This is a genomic window from Nocardia beijingensis NBRC 16342, from assembly GCF_001612785.1.
In the GTDB taxonomy this organism is placed as follows: Bacteria; Actinomycetota; Actinomycetes; order Mycobacteriales; family Mycobacteriaceae; genus Nocardia; species Nocardia beijingensis.
In genome coordinates this window covers 1-18,992 of record NZ_BDBC01000067.1, presented here as the reverse complement: position 1 = coordinate 18,992, position 18,992 = coordinate 1, and the positions used below count along the sequence as shown (strand labels likewise).

Annotated in this window: 18 protein-coding genes; 6 read left to right on the top strand and 12 right to left on the bottom strand. The window is 64.7% G+C overall.

All coding sequences use genetic code 11. The features are described from left to right. Nucleotides 1–113: 113 nt before the first annotated feature. Both NB3_RS30500 and NB3_RS30495 read right to left on the bottom strand, forming a co-directional pair. The gene (locus tag NB3_RS30500; RefSeq protein WP_067810144.1) at nt 114–1,574 is read right to left on the bottom strand and encodes an aldehyde dehydrogenase family protein; all 1,461 of its coding nucleotides are present in this window, start codon (nt 1,572–1,574) and stop codon (nt 114–116) included. A 109-nt stretch (nt 1,575–1,683) separates the two neighbouring features. Then, nucleotides 1,684–2,436, bottom strand: coding sequence for an IclR family transcriptional regulator (locus NB3_RS30495; RefSeq protein ID WP_067810141.1), 753 nt, complete (start codon nt 2,434–2,436; stop codon nt 1,684–1,686). A gap of 72 nt (nt 2,437–2,508) precedes the next feature. Between NB3_RS30495 and NB3_RS30490 the strand changes: the two genes are divergently transcribed. The 4 genes from NB3_RS30490 (at nt 2,509) to NB3_RS35970 (ending at nt 5,810) form a co-directional block, all read left to right on the top strand. Continuing rightward, on the top strand, nt 2,509–3,000 hold the full coding sequence (locus NB3_RS30490; protein WP_244892152.1) for a MarR family winged helix-turn-helix transcriptional regulator: 492 nt from the start codon (nt 2,509–2,511) through the stop codon (nt 2,998–3,000). 20 nt (nt 3,001–3,020) lie between these two features. Next, nucleotides 3,021–3,932, top strand: coding sequence for a p-hydroxycinnamoyl CoA hydratase/lyase (locus tag NB3_RS30485; protein ID WP_244892151.1), 912 nt, complete (start codon nt 3,021–3,023; stop codon nt 3,930–3,932). 47 nt (nt 3,933–3,979) lie between these two features. Then, nucleotides 3,980–5,470, top strand: coding sequence for an acyl-CoA synthetase (locus NB3_RS30480; protein ID WP_067810138.1), 1,491 nt, complete (start codon nt 3,980–3,982; stop codon nt 5,468–5,470). Nucleotides 5,471–5,612: 142 nt separating this feature from the next. After that, nucleotides 5,613–5,810, top strand: coding sequence for a hypothetical protein (locus NB3_RS35970; protein ID WP_218020668.1), 198 nt, complete (start codon nt 5,613–5,615; stop codon nt 5,808–5,810). Nucleotides 5,811–5,840: 30 nt separating this feature from the next. Here the strand turns inward: NB3_RS35970 and NB3_RS30470 are convergent, their stop codons facing one another. After that, complete coding sequence (locus NB3_RS30470; protein WP_067810135.1) at nt 5,841–6,386, bottom strand: MarR family winged helix-turn-helix transcriptional regulator; 546 nt, start codon at nt 6,384–6,386, stop codon at nt 5,841–5,843. Nucleotides 6,387–6,467: 81 nt separating this feature from the next. Between NB3_RS30470 and NB3_RS30465 the strand changes: the two genes are divergently transcribed. Beyond that, nucleotides 6,468–7,016 (top strand): DoxX family protein, encoded by a 549-nt coding sequence (locus tag NB3_RS30465; protein ID WP_067810133.1) that lies wholly within the window; start codon nt 6,468–6,470, stop codon nt 7,014–7,016. 37 nt (nt 7,017–7,053) lie between these two features. On the opposite strand, the gene NB3_RS30460 is transcribed toward NB3_RS30465, so the two are convergent. From NB3_RS30460 to NB3_RS30450, 3 genes are read right to left on the bottom strand one after another with little or no spacing between them, the layout of a single operon-like run. After that, nucleotides 7,054–7,719: a 3-oxoacid CoA-transferase subunit B gene (locus NB3_RS30460; protein WP_067810131.1), complete on the bottom strand. Its 666-nt coding sequence runs from the start codon at nt 7,717–7,719 to the stop codon at nt 7,054–7,056. 1 nt (nt 7,720) lies between these two features. After that, nucleotides 7,721–8,413, bottom strand: coding sequence for a 3-oxoacid CoA-transferase subunit A (locus NB3_RS30455; protein ID WP_067810129.1), 693 nt, complete (start codon nt 8,411–8,413; stop codon nt 7,721–7,723). Then, complete coding sequence (locus NB3_RS30450; protein ID WP_157112099.1) at nt 8,410–9,600, bottom strand: thiolase family protein; 1,191 nt, start codon at nt 9,598–9,600, stop codon at nt 8,410–8,412. Before NB3_RS30450 ends, NB3_RS30455 begins: the two co-directional genes overlap by 4 nt. Before the next feature lie 71 nt (nt 9,601–9,671). Between NB3_RS30450 and NB3_RS30445 the strand changes: the two genes are divergently transcribed. Continuing rightward, the gene (locus tag NB3_RS30445) at nt 9,672–10,604 is read left to right on the top strand and encodes a LysR family transcriptional regulator (protein ID WP_067810127.1); all 933 of its coding nucleotides are present in this window, start codon (nt 9,672–9,674) and stop codon (nt 10,602–10,604) included. 56 nt (nt 10,605–10,660) lie between these two features. Here NB3_RS30445 and NB3_RS30440 read toward each other — a convergent pair whose 3' ends face one another. The 6 genes from NB3_RS30440 to NB3_RS30415 all read right to left on the bottom strand — a co-directional run bounded on the left by NB3_RS30440 (nt 10,661) and on the right by NB3_RS30415 (nt 18,578). Beyond that, the gene (locus NB3_RS30440; protein ID WP_067810126.1) at nt 10,661–11,917 is read right to left on the bottom strand and encodes an IS256 family transposase; all 1,257 of its coding nucleotides are present in this window, start codon (nt 11,915–11,917) and stop codon (nt 10,661–10,663) included. A gap of 79 nt (nt 11,918–11,996) precedes the next feature. Further along, a complete protein-coding gene (locus NB3_RS30435; RefSeq protein WP_067810125.1) occupies nt 11,997–13,001 on the bottom strand; it encodes an IS481 family transposase in 1,005 nt (334 codons plus the stop codon). Nucleotides 13,002–13,459: 458 nt separating this feature from the next. Then, nucleotides 13,460–16,666: a protein kinase domain-containing protein gene (locus NB3_RS30430; RefSeq protein WP_067810124.1), complete on the bottom strand. Its 3,207-nt coding sequence runs from the start codon at nt 16,664–16,666 to the stop codon at nt 13,460–13,462. 659 nt (nt 16,667–17,325) lie between these two features. Next, the gene (locus tag NB3_RS30420) at nt 17,326–17,646 is read right to left on the bottom strand and encodes a hypothetical protein (RefSeq protein WP_067810120.1); all 321 of its coding nucleotides are present in this window, start codon (nt 17,644–17,646) and stop codon (nt 17,326–17,328) included. A 261-nt stretch (nt 17,647–17,907) separates the two neighbouring features. After that, the gene (locus NB3_RS35375; RefSeq protein ID WP_157112098.1) at nt 17,908–18,165 is read right to left on the bottom strand and encodes a hypothetical protein; all 258 of its coding nucleotides are present in this window, start codon (nt 18,163–18,165) and stop codon (nt 17,908–17,910) included. Further along, a complete protein-coding gene (locus tag NB3_RS30415) occupies nt 18,162–18,578 on the bottom strand; it encodes a Zn-ribbon domain-containing OB-fold protein (RefSeq protein WP_084823804.1) in 417 nt (138 codons plus the stop codon). Before NB3_RS30415 ends, NB3_RS35375 begins: the two co-directional genes overlap by 4 nt. Between the last annotated feature and the right edge of the window lie 414 nt (nt 18,579–18,992).

Here is an 18,992-nt window from a genome sequence, read left to right as displayed (position 1 = left end):
GTCCTTGGATCGGAATTCTGGAACGGATATAGGCGAGCGCGGTTACCGTCGATGAACACCACGCACGGGCCGGAAAGGCTCGACTGTTGGGGTTCGGGATGGCATAGCGCGAATCAGCCTGGGAAGTGTGCGTGTTCCGTCGCGAGCGTCAGCCAGCGGATGTTCGAGAACGCCTCGATGCCCCAGCGTCCACCGAAGCGGCCATAGCCGGAGTTCTTGAATCCGCCGAACGGCGCCTGCGGCTCATCGGCAACCGTCTGGTCATTGATGTGCACAATCCCCGTGCGCAAACGGGCGGCCACGCGCAGTCCATGCGTGGAGTTCTCGGTGATCACGCCCGCTGACAGACCATTCTCAGTGTCGTTGGCTTTAGCGATGGCCTCGTCGTCGGTGCTGAACGTATCTATCGCACAGACCGGTCCGAAGGCCTCGGAATAGTACAGCCGGGCATGCTTGGGGACTGCCGCCAGCAATGTTGGCGGATAATACGGGCCCTGCGGTTCCCCGCCACCGGCAAGGAGTTCTGCGCCATCGGCGACCGCATCGGTGACCAGGCCAGCTACTCGTGCCGCGGCGGCGCTGCTCATCAACGGACCGACGACGGTGCTCGGATCCGCCGGATCCCCGGTGCGCAGTGCGGCGACTGCTGTGGTCAGCTTGCTGGTGAACTCCTCGGCTAGAGAATCGTGCACGAGCAGCCTGTCTGCCGACATGCAGATCTGGCCGGCGTTGTTGTACATCGCGAAAATCGTCGCCGCGACGGCATAGTCGACATCGGCGTCATCCAGCACGATCACGGAGTTCTTGCCGCCGAGTTCGAGCAGGGCCGGTTTGATGTGCTGAGCGGCGAGGGTTCCGATCGTCCGGCCAACGGCTGTCGAGCCGGTGAAGTTCACTGCGCGTACGCGTTCATCGCCGATCAGTGTCTCGGCGATGACGGCAGCGTCGGCGGGATCATTGGTGATCACGTTCAGGACGCCGTCCGGCAGACCCGCCTCGTGCAGGACGTCGGCCAGCAGTAGCCCGCTCGAGACCGGGGCTGCCTCACTAGGTTTCAGCACGACGGTATTTCCGGCTGCCAGCGCTGCGGCCACCGCCCGGATACCCAGGATGACCGGCGCGTTCCACGGCGCGAAGGCCGCGACGACGCCGACCGGCTGCCGCACGGCCAGGCCGAGCGCGCCGGACTCTTGTGCGGCCAGCACCTCACCGCGCGTCGCGGTGACCGCCGCAGCGGCCTCACGCAGGATGTTCGCGCCGAGCCAGCTATTGAAGCCCGCCCATCGGACCGTCGCGCCGACCTCACCCGCCATTGTTCGGGCAATGTGATCGGCCCGCCCCTGGAGCAGGTCGGCGGCACGCAGGAAGCTCTCGCGACGCTCGAACGGACTCGATGCGGCCCATGCGGGAAACGCCTGGTCGGCTGCAGTGACCGCAGCGGTCACATCGGCAGGTTCGGCCGCGGCAACGGTGGCGAATGTGGCTCCCGTGTGTGGGGTGGTCACTCTAACCGTTCGGCCATTGTGGGCGGATCGGTCCGCGCCGCTGATGAACAGGCCACGGGAAATAGTCATGAGCTCTCGATTCGGTAATGCGCGGGCACTGAGCCCGCTGAGGGGGTGTGTCACAGCCTCGTGATGATGTGGCCCGCCTACGAGACCATTTCCATTCAGTGGATGAGATTCATTGATTCGCGCCGAGGGCTCGGGAGATGCCGCGCGCGGTGGCCTGCACTGCGGGAGCGACATCGCGCGCAGCCTCGTCGTTGGCCACCAGGGCTGTGAGTGCAGCGACCACTCGTCCGCGCGTGGCCTGGACGGGCGCGGCGATCGATGTGGTTGTCGCGTCGAGATAACCTGGACAAAACGCCACTCCGGTACGTCGGATCTCACTGAGAAGGGCGCGCAGGGTGCTGGGATCGGTGACGGTGTGCGGGGTGAATCGGGCGAGCGGACCGGTGAGGATGGACTCCTGCAGTTCCACTGGGCCGTTGGCCAGCAGCACCAGTCCCGGCGCCGAGACGTGCAGCGGCAGCCGTCCGGCATATCGACTCAGAATGCGAACCGATCGCGGCGCCGAGAGCCGCTCGATGTAGAGCACCTCGCTGTCCTGTAGGACGGCCAATTGCACATGGTTGCCGATCACCGCGTGCAGATCCTGCATGTAGGGCATCGCCACGTCACGCAGGCCGAGCGTGGGGGAGGCGCGCGAGACCAGCTCCCACATTCGCACGCCGATCCGAATGCGGCGGTCGGCGTCGCGGCGTAGCCACCCGTAGCTGAGCAGCTCGTTGACCAGGCGTGAGGTTGTCGCGATCGGCAGGCCGGTTCGCCGGGCGAGGTCGGAAACGCTTAAGGCGGGGTCGTCGGCGTCGAACGCCTCGAAGATCCGGACCGCCCGGGACAGTACTGATTCGCCGCTGGCTGATCTAGCCATCAGTCCGCCGCGCTCCAGTCGTTCGTCATAGCGGCCACCTTGGTGCGACTATCCCAGTGCGAAGATGACATCGTGACGCCGGCGCATGATGACCATGATACCGACCAGCCCTCGACGCTGTATCTGATCAAACAGCTGGAACTCGCGGTGCGCGCAGTCCTGGACGATGCCTTGCGGCCATTGGGCCTGACCACATTGCAGTACACGGCATTGACGGTGCTCGCACGACGCGGGGGGCTGTCGTCGGCGCAGCTGGCGCGTCGATCCTTCCTGCGACCGCAGACTATGCACGTCATGGTGCGCACATTGGAGGAGCGCGGGCTGATCAGCCGAGATCGGGATCCGGACAACCGTCGGGTACTGGTTGCCTCGTTGACCGATCGGGGCCGCGATCTGTTGGACCGGGTGGCACCGGAGATCGAGCGGATCGAATCCTGTGTGCACGCCGGGATGACCCCACGACGCGGTGTGGAGTTTCGCGTCGCGTTGCAGCAGAGCTTGGCCGCGCTGACGGTCGAAGCAGCGGAACGCGGAGTCTCGGTGACGTTGCCTGCCGACGAGTAACGACGAATATCTCACAACTGTTGACGGTCGACGAATCCGGCGGCATCATATGCTTCGAAGCATCAGCAATACTGATAATGGGAGCAGCGATGAAGAGCGTGATCGAGCCCTGGGGCGAGACTGTGAACGTGGAGTTCGAGGAGGGAATCGCGTGGGTGACGCTGAATCGCCCCGACAAGCGCAACGCGATGAACCCCGCCTTGAATGCCGAGATGTGCCGGGTGCTGGATCACTTGGAGGGCGATCCGCGGTGCAAGGTGCTCGTGCTTACCGGTGCGGGAGAATCGTTCTCCGCTGGAATGGATTTGAAGGAGTACTTCCGCGAAGTGGAAGCGACCGGCGACTTGGCCCTGCAGTATCGGGTGCGCCGTGACGCCAACGAATGGCAGTGGAAGCGGTTGGCCTACTTCTCCAAGCCGACCATCGCGATGGTGAACGGTTGGTGCTTCGGCGGCGCGTTCACACCGCTGGTCGGCTGCGACCTGGCGATCGCCGATGAGGAAGCGCAGTTCGGCCTGTCCGAGGTCAACTGGGGAATCCCGCCGGGCAGCGTGGTTACCAAGGCCTTGGCCGCGACCGTGCCGCAGCGTGACGCCCTGTACTTCATCATGACCGGTGAGCCTTTCACCGGTGCGCAGGCCGCGCAGATGCGCCTCGTCAACGAGGCGGTTCCGGCCGATCGGCTGCGCGGGCGCACCCGGGAACTGGCGTGGCGCCTGACCGAACTCAATCCTGTCGTCCTGCACGCGGCCAAGGTTGGCTACCGATACTCCGCCGAGATGAGCTGGGCGCAGTCCGAGGACTACCTGTACGCCAAGCTTGACCAGACGCGGGCGCTGGACGCGGCCAACGGTAGGGAGAAGGGCCTTTCACAGTTCCTGGACGACAAGACCTACCGGCCCGGGCTCGGTGCGTTCGATCCCGCGAAGTAGGTAGGGCCACCACCTGAAGCCGGCCGCGGGCCGAGTGAGGATGAATCGTGCGAAATCAGGGACTCGGCTCGTGGCCCGCTCGACGGGCCCGGATGACACCGGATGCGGTGGCGGTGGTCGGCGCAGGCCGGTCTATCACCTACGCGCAGTTGTATCACCGGGTGGCGCGGGTCTGCGAGCTGTTGCGCGGCGCAGGCGTCGGCGCGGGCGATCGGGTCGCGTATCTAGGGCCGAATCACCCGGCCTATCTGGAACTGCTGTTCGCCTCCGGCGCGGTGGGCGCTGTCTTTGTGCCCGTGAACTTTCGTAGCACGGCACCCGAAATCGACTACGTTCTCGGCGACAGCGGTGCGCGAGTGTTGTTCCACACCGCCGCGTACCGCGAAGTCGTCGGAAGGCTGACCGTCGGAATCGCCACAATCTGCGTGGACGATGGCGGTGATCTCCCCGTGGATGAGGGTGACGACGCGGTCATCCCGGACGAACCGGTCGACCTCGCTGATCCATGCATGATCATGTACACCTCGGGCACCACAGGTCGCCCCAAAGGGGCCGTGCTCACGCACGCCAACCTGACATGGCACTGTCTGAACGTTCTGGTGGAATCGGATATCCGTGCACATGAGGTCGGTCTGGTGTCCGCACCGCTGTTCCACGCGGCCGCGCTGGGCATGCTGTGTCTGCCCGTGCTGCTCAAGGGAGGTTGTGTCGTGTTGCTCGAAAAGTTCGACACGGCAGCGGTTTTCGACGCAATCGAGACTCACCGGGTCACCAGAATGTTCGGTGTCCCCGCCATGTACGACGACCTGGCCGCATCCGAACGCTGGGACAGCGCGGACCTGTCCAGCGTCCGCGAACTGCTGTGTGGCGGAGCACCGGTGCCGCACAGCACGATTCGACGCTACCTGGCGCGGGGGCTGACCTTCGTGCAGGGATACGGGATGACCGAGGCCGCGCCCGGAGTCCTGTATCTGGACCCCCAGCACGCGCAGGACAAGGTCGGATCAGCCGGTGTCCCGTCATTTTTCACCGATGTGCGGGTCGTCGGCGCAAACGGCGCGCAGGTCCCGCCGGGCGGTCGCGGCGAGGTGTTGGTCAGCGGCCCCAATGTTTCCCCCGGCTATTGGGGACGCCCGGCCGAATCGTCGGAAGTACTACGGGACGGGTGGTTCCACTCCGGCGATGTCGCCACCGTCGATGAGGACGGTTATGTGTACATCGTCGACCGGATGAAGGATGTGATCATTTCCGGCGGCGAGAACATCTATCCCGCCGAGGTGGAGAACGTACTGACCGCGCATCCAGCTGTGGCTGCCTGTGCGGTGATCGGCGTCCCGGACGAGCGCTGGGGTGAGGTGGGCCGGGCCATCGTCGTCCCGGCTCCCGGCCACGAGCCGAACCCGGATGCGTTGCTGACCTTCGTTCGGGAAAAGCTCGCCGGCTACAAGGTGCCCAAGTCGGTGGTTTTCGTCGACGAACTGCCCACTGGCGGATCGGGCAAGATCCAGAAATCTGCGGTTCGCAAGCTCTACGGCTGACGACCGTCGGTTCGCTCTCTCGCCCACCCGCTTCGATCAGAGGGGGATGAAGTAAATGCAAGAGGCGTGACGGAGTGAGTGCAGGCGAACGTCGACATGTGGGTTCGACCCGTTGGTAGGCCCGTTCGGGGGTGCAGGTTCATTGGCAAACGATGTGGATCTGCGAATCTGGTTCGGCGGCACAGCCTTCGACTATCGGGCGGCCGTCGAGGCGGTGGATCAGTTGATGTGTGATTGGCAGCGCAGGCGCTGGAGCGGTATGGAGGTCGAGGTGCACACGGTCGGGGAGCCTCTGCCTGAAGCTCGGCGCCCGAACGAGCGACTGTTTCGCGGCCCCTGAGCGGTCCATGACCGCTTAGCGCGTGCGCTGCTAGCGCGCAGTCGTGCTGGATCCAGTCGCGATGTCGATCCCCGCTGCTTCCACGGGTCGGCTCGACTTGGCGGTACTGCCCTCAGCGGTCAGGCGGGATACGACGACTTCCAAACCGGCAGCGATAGCTTGCTGCTGTTCGGCGGTGAGAATATCGACCAGTATGCGGCGGACTGTCGTCACATGTGCGGGTGCGGTCGCCTCGAGTCGATGACGGCCGGCGGGGGTGAGAATCGCGATGACGCCGCGGACGTCGCTCGAGCACGTCTCGCGGCGTACCAAACCGGCCTTCTCCAGCTGGGCGATTTGATAACTGAGGCCACTTTTGGTGCTGAACATCGCGTCGGCCAGTTCCGTCATGCGAAGTCGTTGGTCCGGAGACGCCGAAAGTCGGCTCAGGACCTCGTATTGAGTATGGGACAGCCCTTCCCGCTTCAGATCCTGATCGATCTCGCGCTCGACCAGTACTCCTGCTGCTAGGAAGTTCTGCCAGAGTCTCATCTCGCGCTCGTTCAACCATCGAGGTTCGGTCACGTAGTCCAGCATACCGGTTGTTAAAATTTGAATTTAACTGTAATGTGGCCGATGTTCAAATTTGAACGAATATCTGTCGCTTAGGAGCTACCCATGCACGCATCACCTGTCATTGAGACCGCACCCGAGGTTCCCGCTCGGGAGAGCGGCACGTCCACGCACATCTACGATGCGGGCCTTGCTGTGTTGCGGCTCGGTGTCGGTCTCACCATGGCCGCACACGGCAGCCAGAAGTTGTTCGGTTGGTTCGGAGGTGGTGGCATCGACGGGACCAGGCGTTTCTTTACTGGCAGCGGCTACCCCATCGGCAAGACAATGGCGGTGATCGCTGGCCTCAGTGAAACACTTGGTGGGATCGCCTTAGCGGTCGGCTTCCTCACCCCTCTGGCCGCGGCGGCCGTCGTTGGGGTGCTGGTGAACGCGATCGCGGTGAAATGGGGCGGAGGGTTCTTTGCGCCGAAGGGCGTCGAATATGAGCTTGTGCTCGCCCTTGCCGCAACCTCGATCGCGCTGACCGGACCCGGTGCCTATGCTGTCGACCGCATGGTTCCTGGTCTGCGACCTCACCGCCTCGGGTACGGAATTTCGGCGCTGTTGTTGGCGCTGGTCACCGCTGGTGCAGCTTTGCTTGTGCGTTCGTAAGTGTCCGCCGGAGACGAACCGCTTGCCGTACGGGCATTCATTTCCTGCCGCCCCCGGTGTCTCGCCCCCCGAACTGGAGGGCGAGAGTCGGGTCTAGACGTCGTCGGAGTTCGTCGAGTGTGATGGCGAAGGTTTCGCGGACTGTGATGGTGTCGCGGGCGATGTCGAATATGGCGTGGTCGGTGTAGACGCGGCTGACGCAGTTGATGCCGGTGAGGGGGTAGGTGCAGTGGGGGACGAGTTTGGGGTGGCCGGTTTTGTCGAACAGGGTCATCATGACGAAGACGTGTTTGGCGCCGATGGCGAGGTCCATCGCTCCGCCTACTGCTGGGATGGCGTCGGGTTGGCCGGTGTGCCAGTTGGCGAGGTCGCCGGTCGCGCTGACTTGGAAGGCGCCGAGGACGCAGATGTCGAGGTGGCCGCCGCGCATCATGGCGAAGGAGTCGGCGTGGTGGAAGTACGCGGCGCCGGGTAGTTCGGTGACAGGTACTTTGCCGGCGTTGGTGAGGTCGGGGTCAATGTCCTCGCCTGTGGCGGCGGGACCCATGCCGAGCATGCCGTTTTCGGTGTGCAGGGTGATGCCGAGTTCGGGATTCAGGTGTTCGGCGATCTTGGTGGGTTGGCCGATGCCGAGGTTGACGTAGGCGCCGCGGGGGATGTCGTGGGCGATGCGAGCGGCGAGCTGGTCGGAGGTCAAGGCCATGTCAGCGGGCTCCTCGGACGGTGTAGTGACGGGCCTGGGTCGCCACGATGCGGTCGACGTAGATGCCGGGGGTGACGACCGCTTCGGGATCGAGTGTGCCGGCGGGGACGATCCCGGCGACTTGGACGATGGTGGTGGTGGCCGCGGTTGCCATGACGGGTCCGAAGTTGCGAGCGGTTTTGCGATAGACGAGGTTGCCGAGCGTGTCGGCGCGGTGTGCGGCGATCAGAGCGGTGTCGCCGCGCAGTGGCATCTCGAGGACGTGGTCGCGTCCGTCGATGGTGCGGGTTTCCTTGCCTTCGGCCAGTACTGTGCCTACGCCGGTGGGGCAGTAGAAGGCCCCGATACCCGCACCCGCTGCGCGCATTCTTTCGGCGAGTGTGCCCTGCGGAACGACCTCGAGTTCTACCTCGCCCGCGCGGTAGAGGCGATCGAAAACGTAGGAGTCGCTTTGGCGGGGGAACGAGCAGATCACCTTGCGCACGCGTCCCGCTGCCAGCAGTGCGGCGACGCCGACGTCACCGTTTCCGGCGTTGTTGGACACGATCGTGAGGTCGGTGGCGCCGTGGCGGATCAGCGCGTCGATGAGATCGAACGGCATTCCCGCCAAACCGAATCCACCGATCAAAACCGTTGCGCCGTCCGCGATTCCGGCGACCGCGTCGTCGGTGGTGGGGCAGATGGCTGCGGTCATCGGGTGAGGTCCAGGTTTTCGAGCACGACGGCCAAGCCTTGGCCGACGCCGATGCAGATCGCGGCGACGCCCCACCGCTCGTGGTGCTGGCGCAGCACCTTCGACAATGTGGCGAGGATGCGACCGCCCGAGGCTCCCAGCGGGTGGCCGATGGCGATCGCGCCACCGCGCGTGTTGACGATCTCCGGGTCGATGTTCCACGCATCAACACACGCCAGTGATTGCACCGCGAACGCTTCGTTGAGTTCGACGGCACCGACCTGGTCCCAGCCGATACCCGCCCGCGCGAGCGCTCGGTTGGCGGCCTCGACCGGTGCGTAACCGAACGCCTGCGGCTGGACCGCGTGCGCGCCGCGGCCCGCGATCCTGGCCACCGGCGCCACCCCGACCAACTCGGCGGCGGCCGAACTGCCCAGCAGGACAGCCGAGGCGCCATCGCTGAGCGGTGAGGCGTTCCCGGCGGTGATCGTGCCGTCGGCGCGGAAACTCGGCTTCAGCCCCGCCACCTTCTCGACGGTCGCATCCGTGCGGATGCCCTCGTCGCGCATCAATTCCACGCCCGGGACCGGCGCGACGAGGTCGTCGTAGAAGCCGTCGGCCCACGCGGCGGCCGCCAGCGTGTGGGAGCGGACTGCGAAGGCGTCCTGACGCTCGCGGCTGATGGAAAACCGCTGCGCGAGTTGCTCATTGGCCTCTCCGAGGCTGACGGTCCACTCGGACGGCATGCGCGGGTTGACCAGCCGCCAGCCCAGCGTGGTTGACACCAGCGTCGCGTCACCGGCGGGAAACGCGCGGCCCGGCTTCGGCAGAACCCACGGCGCTCGCGTCATCGACTCGACACCGCCGGTCAGCACCAGGCGCGCGTCGCCGGTTTCGATCTGCCGCGACCCGATCATTGCCGCATCGAGCCCGGATCCGCACAGCCGGTTGACGGTGGTGGCGGGAACGCTGACCGGGACTCCGGCCAGCAGCGCCGCCATGCGGGCGACGTTGCGGTTGTCCTCACCGGCGCCGTTGGCGTTGCCCCACACGACCTCGTCGATAGCGGCCGGATCCAGCCGGGGCGTTGTCGCGAGCGCGGCGTGGATGACGGCGGCGGCGAGGTCGTCGGGCCTCGTTGCGGCAAGTGCGCCGTTGAAGCGGCCGAACGGTGTTCGCGCCGCGGTATAGAGGAAAGCTCCGGTCACGACTTCGACGCTAGAGTTCATTGTTGATATCGTGAAGTATCCATTCTGCGCGTGATTAGGACGTTTTCGATATGGATGTTCGGCACTTGCGCTATTTCGTCGCCGTCGCCGAGGAGCAGCACTTCGGCCGCGCCGCCGCGCGCCTGCATATGGCGCAGCCGCCGCTGTCGCAGCAGATTCGCCAGCTCGAGACGAATCTCGGTGTATCGCTGTTCGAACGCACGACCCGCAAGGTGGAGCTCACCGCGGCCGGGGCCGCCTACCTCGCCCGCGCCCGGCAGATCCTCGCCTCCCTCGACGACGCCGCACGCGAGGCGCAGCTGGTCGCGGCCGGCTCCGTCGGCCACTTGACCATCGGCTGCGTCGGCTCCGCGACAGCTTCCCTGCTGCCGACACTGTCGCGTCACCTCGCCACCGAGCTACCCGGAGTCGAGTTCGCCTTCCGCGGCGAAATGCTGGTGCCCGACCAGATCGAGACGCTACGCACCGGCGCCGTCGACATCGCCCTGCTGCGCCCGCCGGTCACCGACCGTTCACTGGCCGTAGAGCCGCTCCGCGACGACGAACTCGTGCTCGCCACGCCCTCCGACCATCCCCTCGCCGCACTCGCGCACGTAGATCCGCGTGAGCTCGCCGATACCGACCTCATCGTGCACTCCGCCGACCGGGCATCGGTCATGTACAGCGTCGTGATGCGCCTGCTGCGCGACGCCGGCATTCAACCCCGCATCCGATACCAGGTCGGCGAAACCTCGACACTGGTCACCCTCGTCGCCGGTGGTCTCGGCGTCGCGATCGTGCCCGCACCGGTATCCGCGCTCGCCCTCGATGGCGTCACCTACCGCCCACTACGACCCACCACCACCACCATCGGACTCGCCCTCGCCTACCGCGCCGGCAGAACCGAACCACACCTCACCCGAAGCCTCGACACAATCAAACGACTGACCGTGGCGAAAGATGTTCCATCGCAGCCTGTTTACTCACAGAAATCGAAGAACTAGCTGTATGAGGCCAGGGAGTGTCGGAATTTTTGTGGGCAGAACGGTGAATTGTCCTGCTAGTTTCCGGTTATCCGCTCACCGTAGAACAAGGCGAGCGTGTTGAGTATATCCTTCCATCCACTGATCTTTCCAGTGATATTCTGCCGATTCTTCAGCGGGTTTCTGATGACCAGATAGAGCACCTTGAGTGCGGCCTGCTCGTTGGGGAAATGCCCGCGCCGGCGGGTTGCTTGCCGGAATCTGGCGTTCAGGCTTTCGATCGCATTGGTGGTGTATACGAGTTTCCGGATCGGTGCCGGGAACCGCAGGAACGGTGTGAATTGCTCCCAACTGTTGCGCCAGACGGTGATCATCGCCGGATACTTGGGTTCCCACTCGGCGGCGAACTCCTCGAAAAGAGATTCGGCGGCCTCGACCGTGGGGGCGGTGTAGATGGCCCGCAGTTCGGTGGTGATCCGGCTCCAGTATTTCCGGGAGGAGTACTTCAGGCTCGCCCGCACAAGGTGAACCACACACTGCTGGACATCAGCCAGCGGCCAGGTGTCGTTGATCGCCTCCGGCAGCCCTTTCAGCCCGTCGCAGCAGACGATCATGACGTCCGCGACCCCGCGATTCCGCAGCTCGCCCAGGACACCGGCCCAATGCTTGGCGCCTTCGCCGCCGGTGCCGACCCACAGGCCCAGCACCTCCCGCTCACCAGCCAAGGTGACACCGACCGCCACGTAGATCGGCCGATTCACCACCCGGCCATCCCGGATCTTCACGAAAATAGCATCGATCAGCACGACCGGATACACACGTTCCAGCGGACGTGACTGCCATTCATTCATCTCCTCGACCACCTTATCGGTGATCTTCGAAATCAATTCGCGGGATACCTCTACGTCATAGATTTCCGACAGATGCTTCTGAATTTCCCCGGTTGTCAACCCCTTCGCATAGAGCGAGATGATCGACTCGTCGAAACCCTCTACTCGCCGGGAATGCTTCGGAACCATCTTCGGCTCGAATTCCGAGTTCCGGTCCCGTGGCACATCGATACGCACCGACCCGACATCGGTATGCACCGTCTTCTGTGACCGCCCGTTGCGGTGATTCCCGTCCCCTCGGATCGGCTGGTCACCCTTGGAATATCCCAGATGCTCATCCATTTCGGCGTTCAACGCCGTCTCCAGAACGGTTTTCGTAATCTGCGACAGCAAACCACCCGGCCCGGCCAGCGACACCCCCTCTTTCCGAGCCTTGTCCACCAACTCCTGGGCGATACGGACATCCAGACCGTCCGCTGCCGACCACTGTCCGGCCGCCGGCATCGACTCCTCCGACACGATGATCCCTTCCGCTGAGACAGGCCGCCTCAGCTTCTCCGATCACCGTCCCGCCCACAAGATCTCAGACAGTCCCTGAGGCCATGACGTTGGTGACGCCAGCGTGGAGGCGGCTGGCTGGAGGCCGGTTTCCGGCGGCGGAATGTGGTCGATGATAGTTGTAGTGGATGTTCCAGACGCCGAGTGCGTCGGCGCGTTGGGTTTCGCTGGTCCATTCTCGGGCGTAGAGAAATTCCTCGGCCAGGATCCGGTGGTAGCGCTCGACCTTGCCGTTGTGTCGTGGCGTGTAGGGCGTGATGCGCTGGTGCCGCGCTCCGAGCAGGACTTTCGCGAAGTCGGTTGCTTTGTAGCAGGCGCCGTTGTCGGTGACGATCCGCTGGATGTGGATGATGCCGTGAGCGGCGAAGAACGCTCGCGCCCGGAAAACGAATCCAATTGCGGTGACGGCTTTCTCGTCGGGCAGGGCCTCGGTATAGGCCAGCCGGGAGAAGCCGTCGACCGCGGTGTGCAAGAAGACGTAGCCGGTGCGGGTGCCGCGTTTCTTCGTGCGGGCGACAGCCTTATCCCGGTCCGAGCCCTTGCCGTGCACGCGCCAGCCGCCGCCGTCCGGAATCCTTCCGACCTTCTTCACATCGACGTGGACCATGTGCCCGGGTCGGCGGGCGAGGATGCGGCGCGGTTCGCGGTTCGATACGCCGGCCGGGTCGAGAAACCGCCGCCGGTTGAGTCCCAGCTGGTGCAGGTGACGGCTCACCGTGCGTGCCGAGATCACCGTGCCCTCGGTATGTAGTTCGGTGGCGATGCGTCGTGCCGACCATTTGTGCTCACGCCGCAGCTGCTCGATCCGGACGATGATCTGGGCCGGAGTCGCTGTCGGTGACCGGTGCGGTGTCGAGGACCGGTTGTGCAGGCCGAGTTCACCGTACCGGCGGAACCTGTTGACCCACTTGCTCGCACACTGACGGGACAGGCCCATCTCGGCGGCGACATGAGCGATCGGCCGGGTCTGGCAGCGCTGCACGAGCCGGTAGCGGCCCTCGACTGTCAGCGGGGCATTACGGTGAATCACGGCGGTTCTTTCGGCTTGCGGCGGACGTGGTAGTTGGCGCTTCACATCCTGCCGTCGAAAGAACCGCCTTCAGCTCACCACCACTGCCACCGCGTCACCAACGTCACGCCCCGCAACAACTAGCTGCTGCGGCTCGATCGGGCGGAGTGGATGGCACCGCCGACGACTGGCGGTGTAGTCGGCGCAACGTAACCGCGCCGAAGACGATCAAATACAACCGATACGCGCGAGATATGTCGCGAGGCCTGCTAAATCGCAGCCGCCGGAATGCGTCAAGATATCCGGCAACTGAGCGAGCGTGTCGGTGTAGCGGCGCAGACTGGCGCACGCGCTCAAGGACGTCGTTCCCGCTGAACTCGTCGATCAGAGCCGTCAGGCCATCGGCCAAGATCTGGAAACGCAGTACGTTGCTGTTCCGTATCCGTACCGCCGGTGTCGGCGGGCGGTTGCGGGCCGGCCTACTCGGCCGCCCACGTTGCGATCTGTACTCGTGAGGTCAGTCCCAGTTTGGTCAGGATATGGGCCACATGTCCTTCGGCGGTTCGCTGGGATATGACCAGCCGGGCGGCGATCTCTTTGTTGGACAGTCCGCCGGCGATAAGGTCGACGACCTGACGTTCGCGCTTGGTGAGTTTCCCTGCTGCGGGAATGGGCGGCGTCGAGGTGCCGGCATGCTCGCCGAGTGCGAAGGCAGTGGCCGCATCGAGGGTCATCGCGGAGCCTTTGTTGTGCTCCGCCTCGAATGTTCGTGCACTTAGTGTCTCGCGACTCCTGCGGACGCAGTTGTCATGGAAGGTGTGCAGATCGTGGAACAAATATGTCGAAGTGCCGATGATGCGGCCCAGTGCATCAGCGGCCCCTAGCAAGATGGCTGCTTGCCGGCCGTTGCCTCGGTCGGCCGCGATCCAGGCCCAAGTCTCCAGATAAGCGGCTGTCATCACCGGATCTGCAACGGATCGAGCCCATCGAAGTCCTTTCTCCAAGAAGACTGCTGCGCGGTCTTTTTCGCCCTCTCGCCAGAGGACGAATCCGGTTGCCAGGTGCGCCCAGGAATGGATCAGTGTTTCCCCGGCGGGTTCTGTGATGGCGAGGATCGCTTCGCAGCAAGTGCGAGCTTGCTTGTTGTCCCCTTGCAATGCGTAAGCCCATCCAAGCCATATCAATGCATCGAGACGTGAGCGGAGGTCGCCGGAGACTTCGTAGAACTGGATGGCAGCAGCAAGGAGGGCCGCCGCGCGCGTTGTGTCACCACCACCGGCGAGAATCTCGTTTGCTTCGGTATGGGCGCGGAGAGCATCCACGAGCGGGTCCGAGGTCTGCTCGGCTAAAGTCGCGAGATCGGCCAGATGGCTGTCCCCGCTTGCGGCGTCGCTTTGGATGACGGCCGTGCTGCCGGCAGCGAACAGCGCCCTGGCCCGGGCCGAGGTTGCTCCGCTGGGAAATTGGGAAAGGGCCCGTTCGCACCAACGGCGGCCCTCGCCGCGCCGTCCGCGCAGGTGCCAGAACCGATAGAGTGCGCCGGCGATCTGCAAGGCGGTCTCATCGCGCTCGGATAGGCCAGATTCCAGCGCTTTCCGCAGGTTCGGCAGTTCCCGTTCCAGGCGGGCAAGCCATTGCAGTTGGTGCGGGCTGATCCATTGCTTCTCCGCTTCGAGCACCAGGCTGTGGCACCACTGCCGATGTCGCCGACTGAGTTCGGGATAGTCGCCGGCTTCTTGTGCCCTTTTTCTGCCGTATTCCTGGACTGTTTCGAGCATGCGGAAGCGGAGCCTGTCGTCGGCGTCGTCGCGAATCAGAATTGACTTGTCGACCAGCGCTGAGAGCGCGTCGAGCAACTCTGCCTCGGTGCCGCCGGTGGCACAGAGTTGCTCGGCTGCGTCGAGTTCGAAGCCCCCGGCGAAAACCGACAACTGGTTCCACATTCGCTGCTCGGCCGTTGTGCACAGGTCGTAGCTCCAGCCGATGGACCATTGCAGCGTTTGCTGCCGTTTGGGTGCGGTGCGGCTGCCGCGCGTGAGTAGGGAGTAGCGATCGTCGAGTCGGGACAGGATCTGTTCGGGGGTCATCGTGCGGAGCCGGGCTGCGGCGAGTTCGATCGCTAGTGGTAGTCCGTCGAGCCGGGCGCAGATCCTGCTCACGCTACCCCGATTGGCCTCGGTGATTTGGAAGTTCGGCACGGCGGCAGTGGCCCGCTCGGCGAACAGAGCGAGTGCGCCGTCGAGCGCTGATCGCGGGCCCGATTCCGGAATTCTCAGCGGGGGAATCGCGGCCAGCGATTCCCCGCCGATGTTCAGTGCCTCGCGGCTGGTCGCGAGAATCCGCACTTGCGGGCACGCCCGTAACAGCGACTCGGCAAGTTTTGTGGCGGAATCGATAACGTGCTCACAATTGTCGAGCACAAGCAGCAACTCGCGGGAAGCCAGGTATCGGATCAAGAAGTCCGACGTCGGTCCTGCGCCGCGATGTCGCAAGCCGAGACTGGTCGCGACGACTTCGGACACCAGCGCCGAGTCCTGTAACTCGCCCAGTTCGACGAGCCACACACCGTCGGTGAAATCTGGGGCAAGCTTGTGGGCCACCCGGAGTGCAATTCGCGATTTACCCACTCCGCCGATGCCGGTCAGAGTCACAAGCCGCGAGGCGGCCAGCCGATTTTTCACCTCGGCGACTTGGGCACGCCGGTCGACGAAACTGGTGAGTTCGAGAGGCAGGTTTCCTGCAGTGTTGTCCGCGGCGACGGACGGGACGGGCGGATGCTCGATATCGGGCCCCGTCCGCAGGGCCATCTCGTCCACCACCAGACCATGATTGCGCTCTACCTCCTGCAGTTGATCACCCAGCGTTCCAGCAGTGGGGCGGTCGGTGGGTTGGGGTGACATTGCCGTCTCGATCACCGCACTCAGATCGTCGGGAATGCCATGCTCGCGCAGATCCGGAACATCGTGCTCCGTGATACGCAGGAATTGCGCGACCACTTGCTCGCCACTGCGGCGCTCGAAGGCCGCATGCCCGGTGAGCGCGCAGAACAGCGTGGCTGCCAATCCGTAGACATCGGAGGCGCGGCTGGGCGCGGTGCCCTGCAGTATCTCGGGGGCGGTGAAGGCTGGTGAGCCGGTGATGGTGCCGGCCGACGTATGAAAGCCGCCGGCGATGTGTGCGATGCCGAAGTCGGTGAGCGCGGGTTCGCCGTAGTCTGTGAGCAGGATGTTGCCCGGTTTGACGTCGCGATGCAAGATTCCGGCACGGTGCGCAGTTTCCAGCGCGCCGGCCATCTTTACTCCCAACCGAAGCACATCGTGCAGCGGTTGTGGGCCCTGGCGGCGAATCAGTGCTTCCAACGATCCGCGCTCTAGATAAGGCATCACGAGATAAGGGCGTCCGGTCTCGGTAGTGCCGACTTCGAGCATGTGCACGATGTTCGGATGCCCGGTCAGCCGTCCCATGGCTCGCTGCTCGCGCAAGAATCGCTCTCGGTTCTCGTCGAGCTCACCGGTCAAAACCTTGACCGCGACCGTGCGATCAGCCGCGGCCTGGGTGCAGCGGTAGACTTCCCCGAAACCGCCTCGCCCGATTTCGACGGCATCCGCGAAACCGGCAGCAACCAACTCCGTGACGACATCCACTCCGACATCACGCTGAGTCCGGTCGCGATCGTTCTCGTCCATTGGTCGCTCGTTATCTGCCCGACGGGCATAGCCAGGATATCCTGCCGATGGCAAATTCCAAGCAATTGGCGTCGAGCTGTGGAAGACCTGCGCGGCACCGGCCGCGTGGCCGTTGGACAGGATGATCCGGCTACTCAAGGCAGTCGCTCGAAGACGGCAGCAGTCCTTGTCCGCCCCCGATGCGCATTGTTTCGAGGCCGTACCGACCCTGCCGGTGGTCGAGTTCACCTAACAGTGTCGCCACGACGGTGGTGACCACGGAGGTGACTACGACGACACACAACAAGACCGCCGCGCAGCTCGCGCCGAGGGCTTTGACCAGCATCGGGGTCTCACCGGTATTCGAGTGTGGGCGGGCGTAGCCGCGGTAGGGCCACGGGCATGACCTGACTGCGGAGGGTGGCCGCGCTCTGCCCGGTGTCGATATCGGTGGCGGTGCGGCGAGGCCACACGGTGCCAGTTCCCACAGGCGTAGACGGGTCGCGCCGGGGGCGTCGAGGGGTCGCCACATCTGGTCGGCGGGCTCGTATCAGGGGAGAGGGGCCAGGAGTTCGGCGGCGGTGGCGACCGGCACCGCCTCCGCGGAATGCTTCTGGGGACCCACAGCCGGGATCGCCGCCCCTTCTTCGGGTGACGGCGTATTCGGATCGGTGATGTGATTACCCGAGCGGGATTCGTGTCCAGGTGGGGCGTAGTTGACCGATCAGGTGAGACCAGAAGTCGAGCGCGCCTCTCGGATCGACCTCGGGCGGGATGAGTACGGTGATCCGGCGAGCACGGGCACTGAGCCAGCGGCGGCGCAGCCGCACGAGTGCCCTCGCTGCGGCGAGCACACCGGCAACTGCTAGCACGACCACGATCGCGGCCTCAGACGAGACGGCATGCTCGATCGTCTCGGCGAGATCACCCAGGGTCGTGGCGGGTGCGAGCAACATCCGGCCCAGCCATCCCTGTTCGGGACTCGCGATGGTGATGTTCACGCGGCCACCGCCCTGTCTGGCCGGGCTGTCCGCTCGTGCCCCAGAACGGGGCCCCGTACTGGGCAAAGGACGCTGCGGTTCGGCGACGGCACTGTCGACTCCGGCAACGCGACCAGGCCCGGTCCCACCGGGGCGCCGGTGTCGGGAACCCGTGCCGGGTTCGGCCCGCCATGCCCGGGGCAGCGACTCCAATAGGTGCTTCTTGAGGCCACGGGTGCAGGCGTTGTCCGTTCGGCGCCCGTCGAGTGCATGCCCGAGCAATTACACGAACCGTGGGCGGGCGACGCCGAAGTTCACGAATAGCTCCTCGGTGGTGGCACCGCCGAAGGGAGCCCAGTGGATGGCGAAGACGATCACCGACCTCGACTCGCCGTCGATAGATCTGCTGGTCTCGAGGAGACGATATTGTTCCAGCAAGGTGCGTACCCACAGCACGCCGTGGCAGTCATCGGTATCTCGTCGGCGAATGGGTGAGCGCACGGTGTTTTGATCAGACGCAGGCAGGAGTGCGGAGCTCATGCCGGTGTCCTGTGCTGTCGTTGGTCGGTAGCGCTGACTGTGAAGACCGGGAACCGGTCGTGCTGGGGGCGCGGCTGGAAGTGCACGCGTACCGGCCGAGCCGGGAGCGCTGGGACGTTGCCCTCGATGGAGGTGTAGACCCACGGACCCTCATCGAGCTCGACGATGGCGATCGTCAACGGTGCGAGTTCGCCACGAGTCCCGGCACGATCCACCACCCGCCACGAGACGATCCAACCAGCGCCGGCGCAGGGCACCCACTCGAGATCCACGGACGCGCAGGAGAAACATTCAGCGGTCAGCGGCGCGAACAGCCTGTCGCAGTCGGCGCAACGCCGGATCATCAAGGTGTCTTCCACACACTGGGCGCTATCGCCGACGCTGCCTATGTGTTGCTGGTTGGGTGGGAACATATGAGCCTCCGCAAACGATGCTTGGTTTCGCATCAGCCTCGTCCGGACGGGGTGCTGCGGCGACGGTGAAACTACCCCGGGGGCATACCTATTTTTGGCCCAGTCCTGGGTCAGCGGCCTGCGCCGACTCCCACGCAACGACATCAGCGCAGGTATCCGCCCCTAATCGTCGTAAGGCGGCCGAGACCCGCAGACCCGAGCTACTATGGCCGACGCCCGCGGCGATGGTCGTCCACATCTTTCGGCTATAAGATGGCAACATCGTCGAGCACTGGGACGTGGTCCAGCCGGTCTCGGAGGCGTGTTGGACATGTCATGTCGAGAGTGGCGGGTTGCAGTTGCGCCACGGGAACGCTGAACCTCAACCGATATCGCAGGACGTCCCAACACCAACTCCCTCGTCACGGCGCGGGT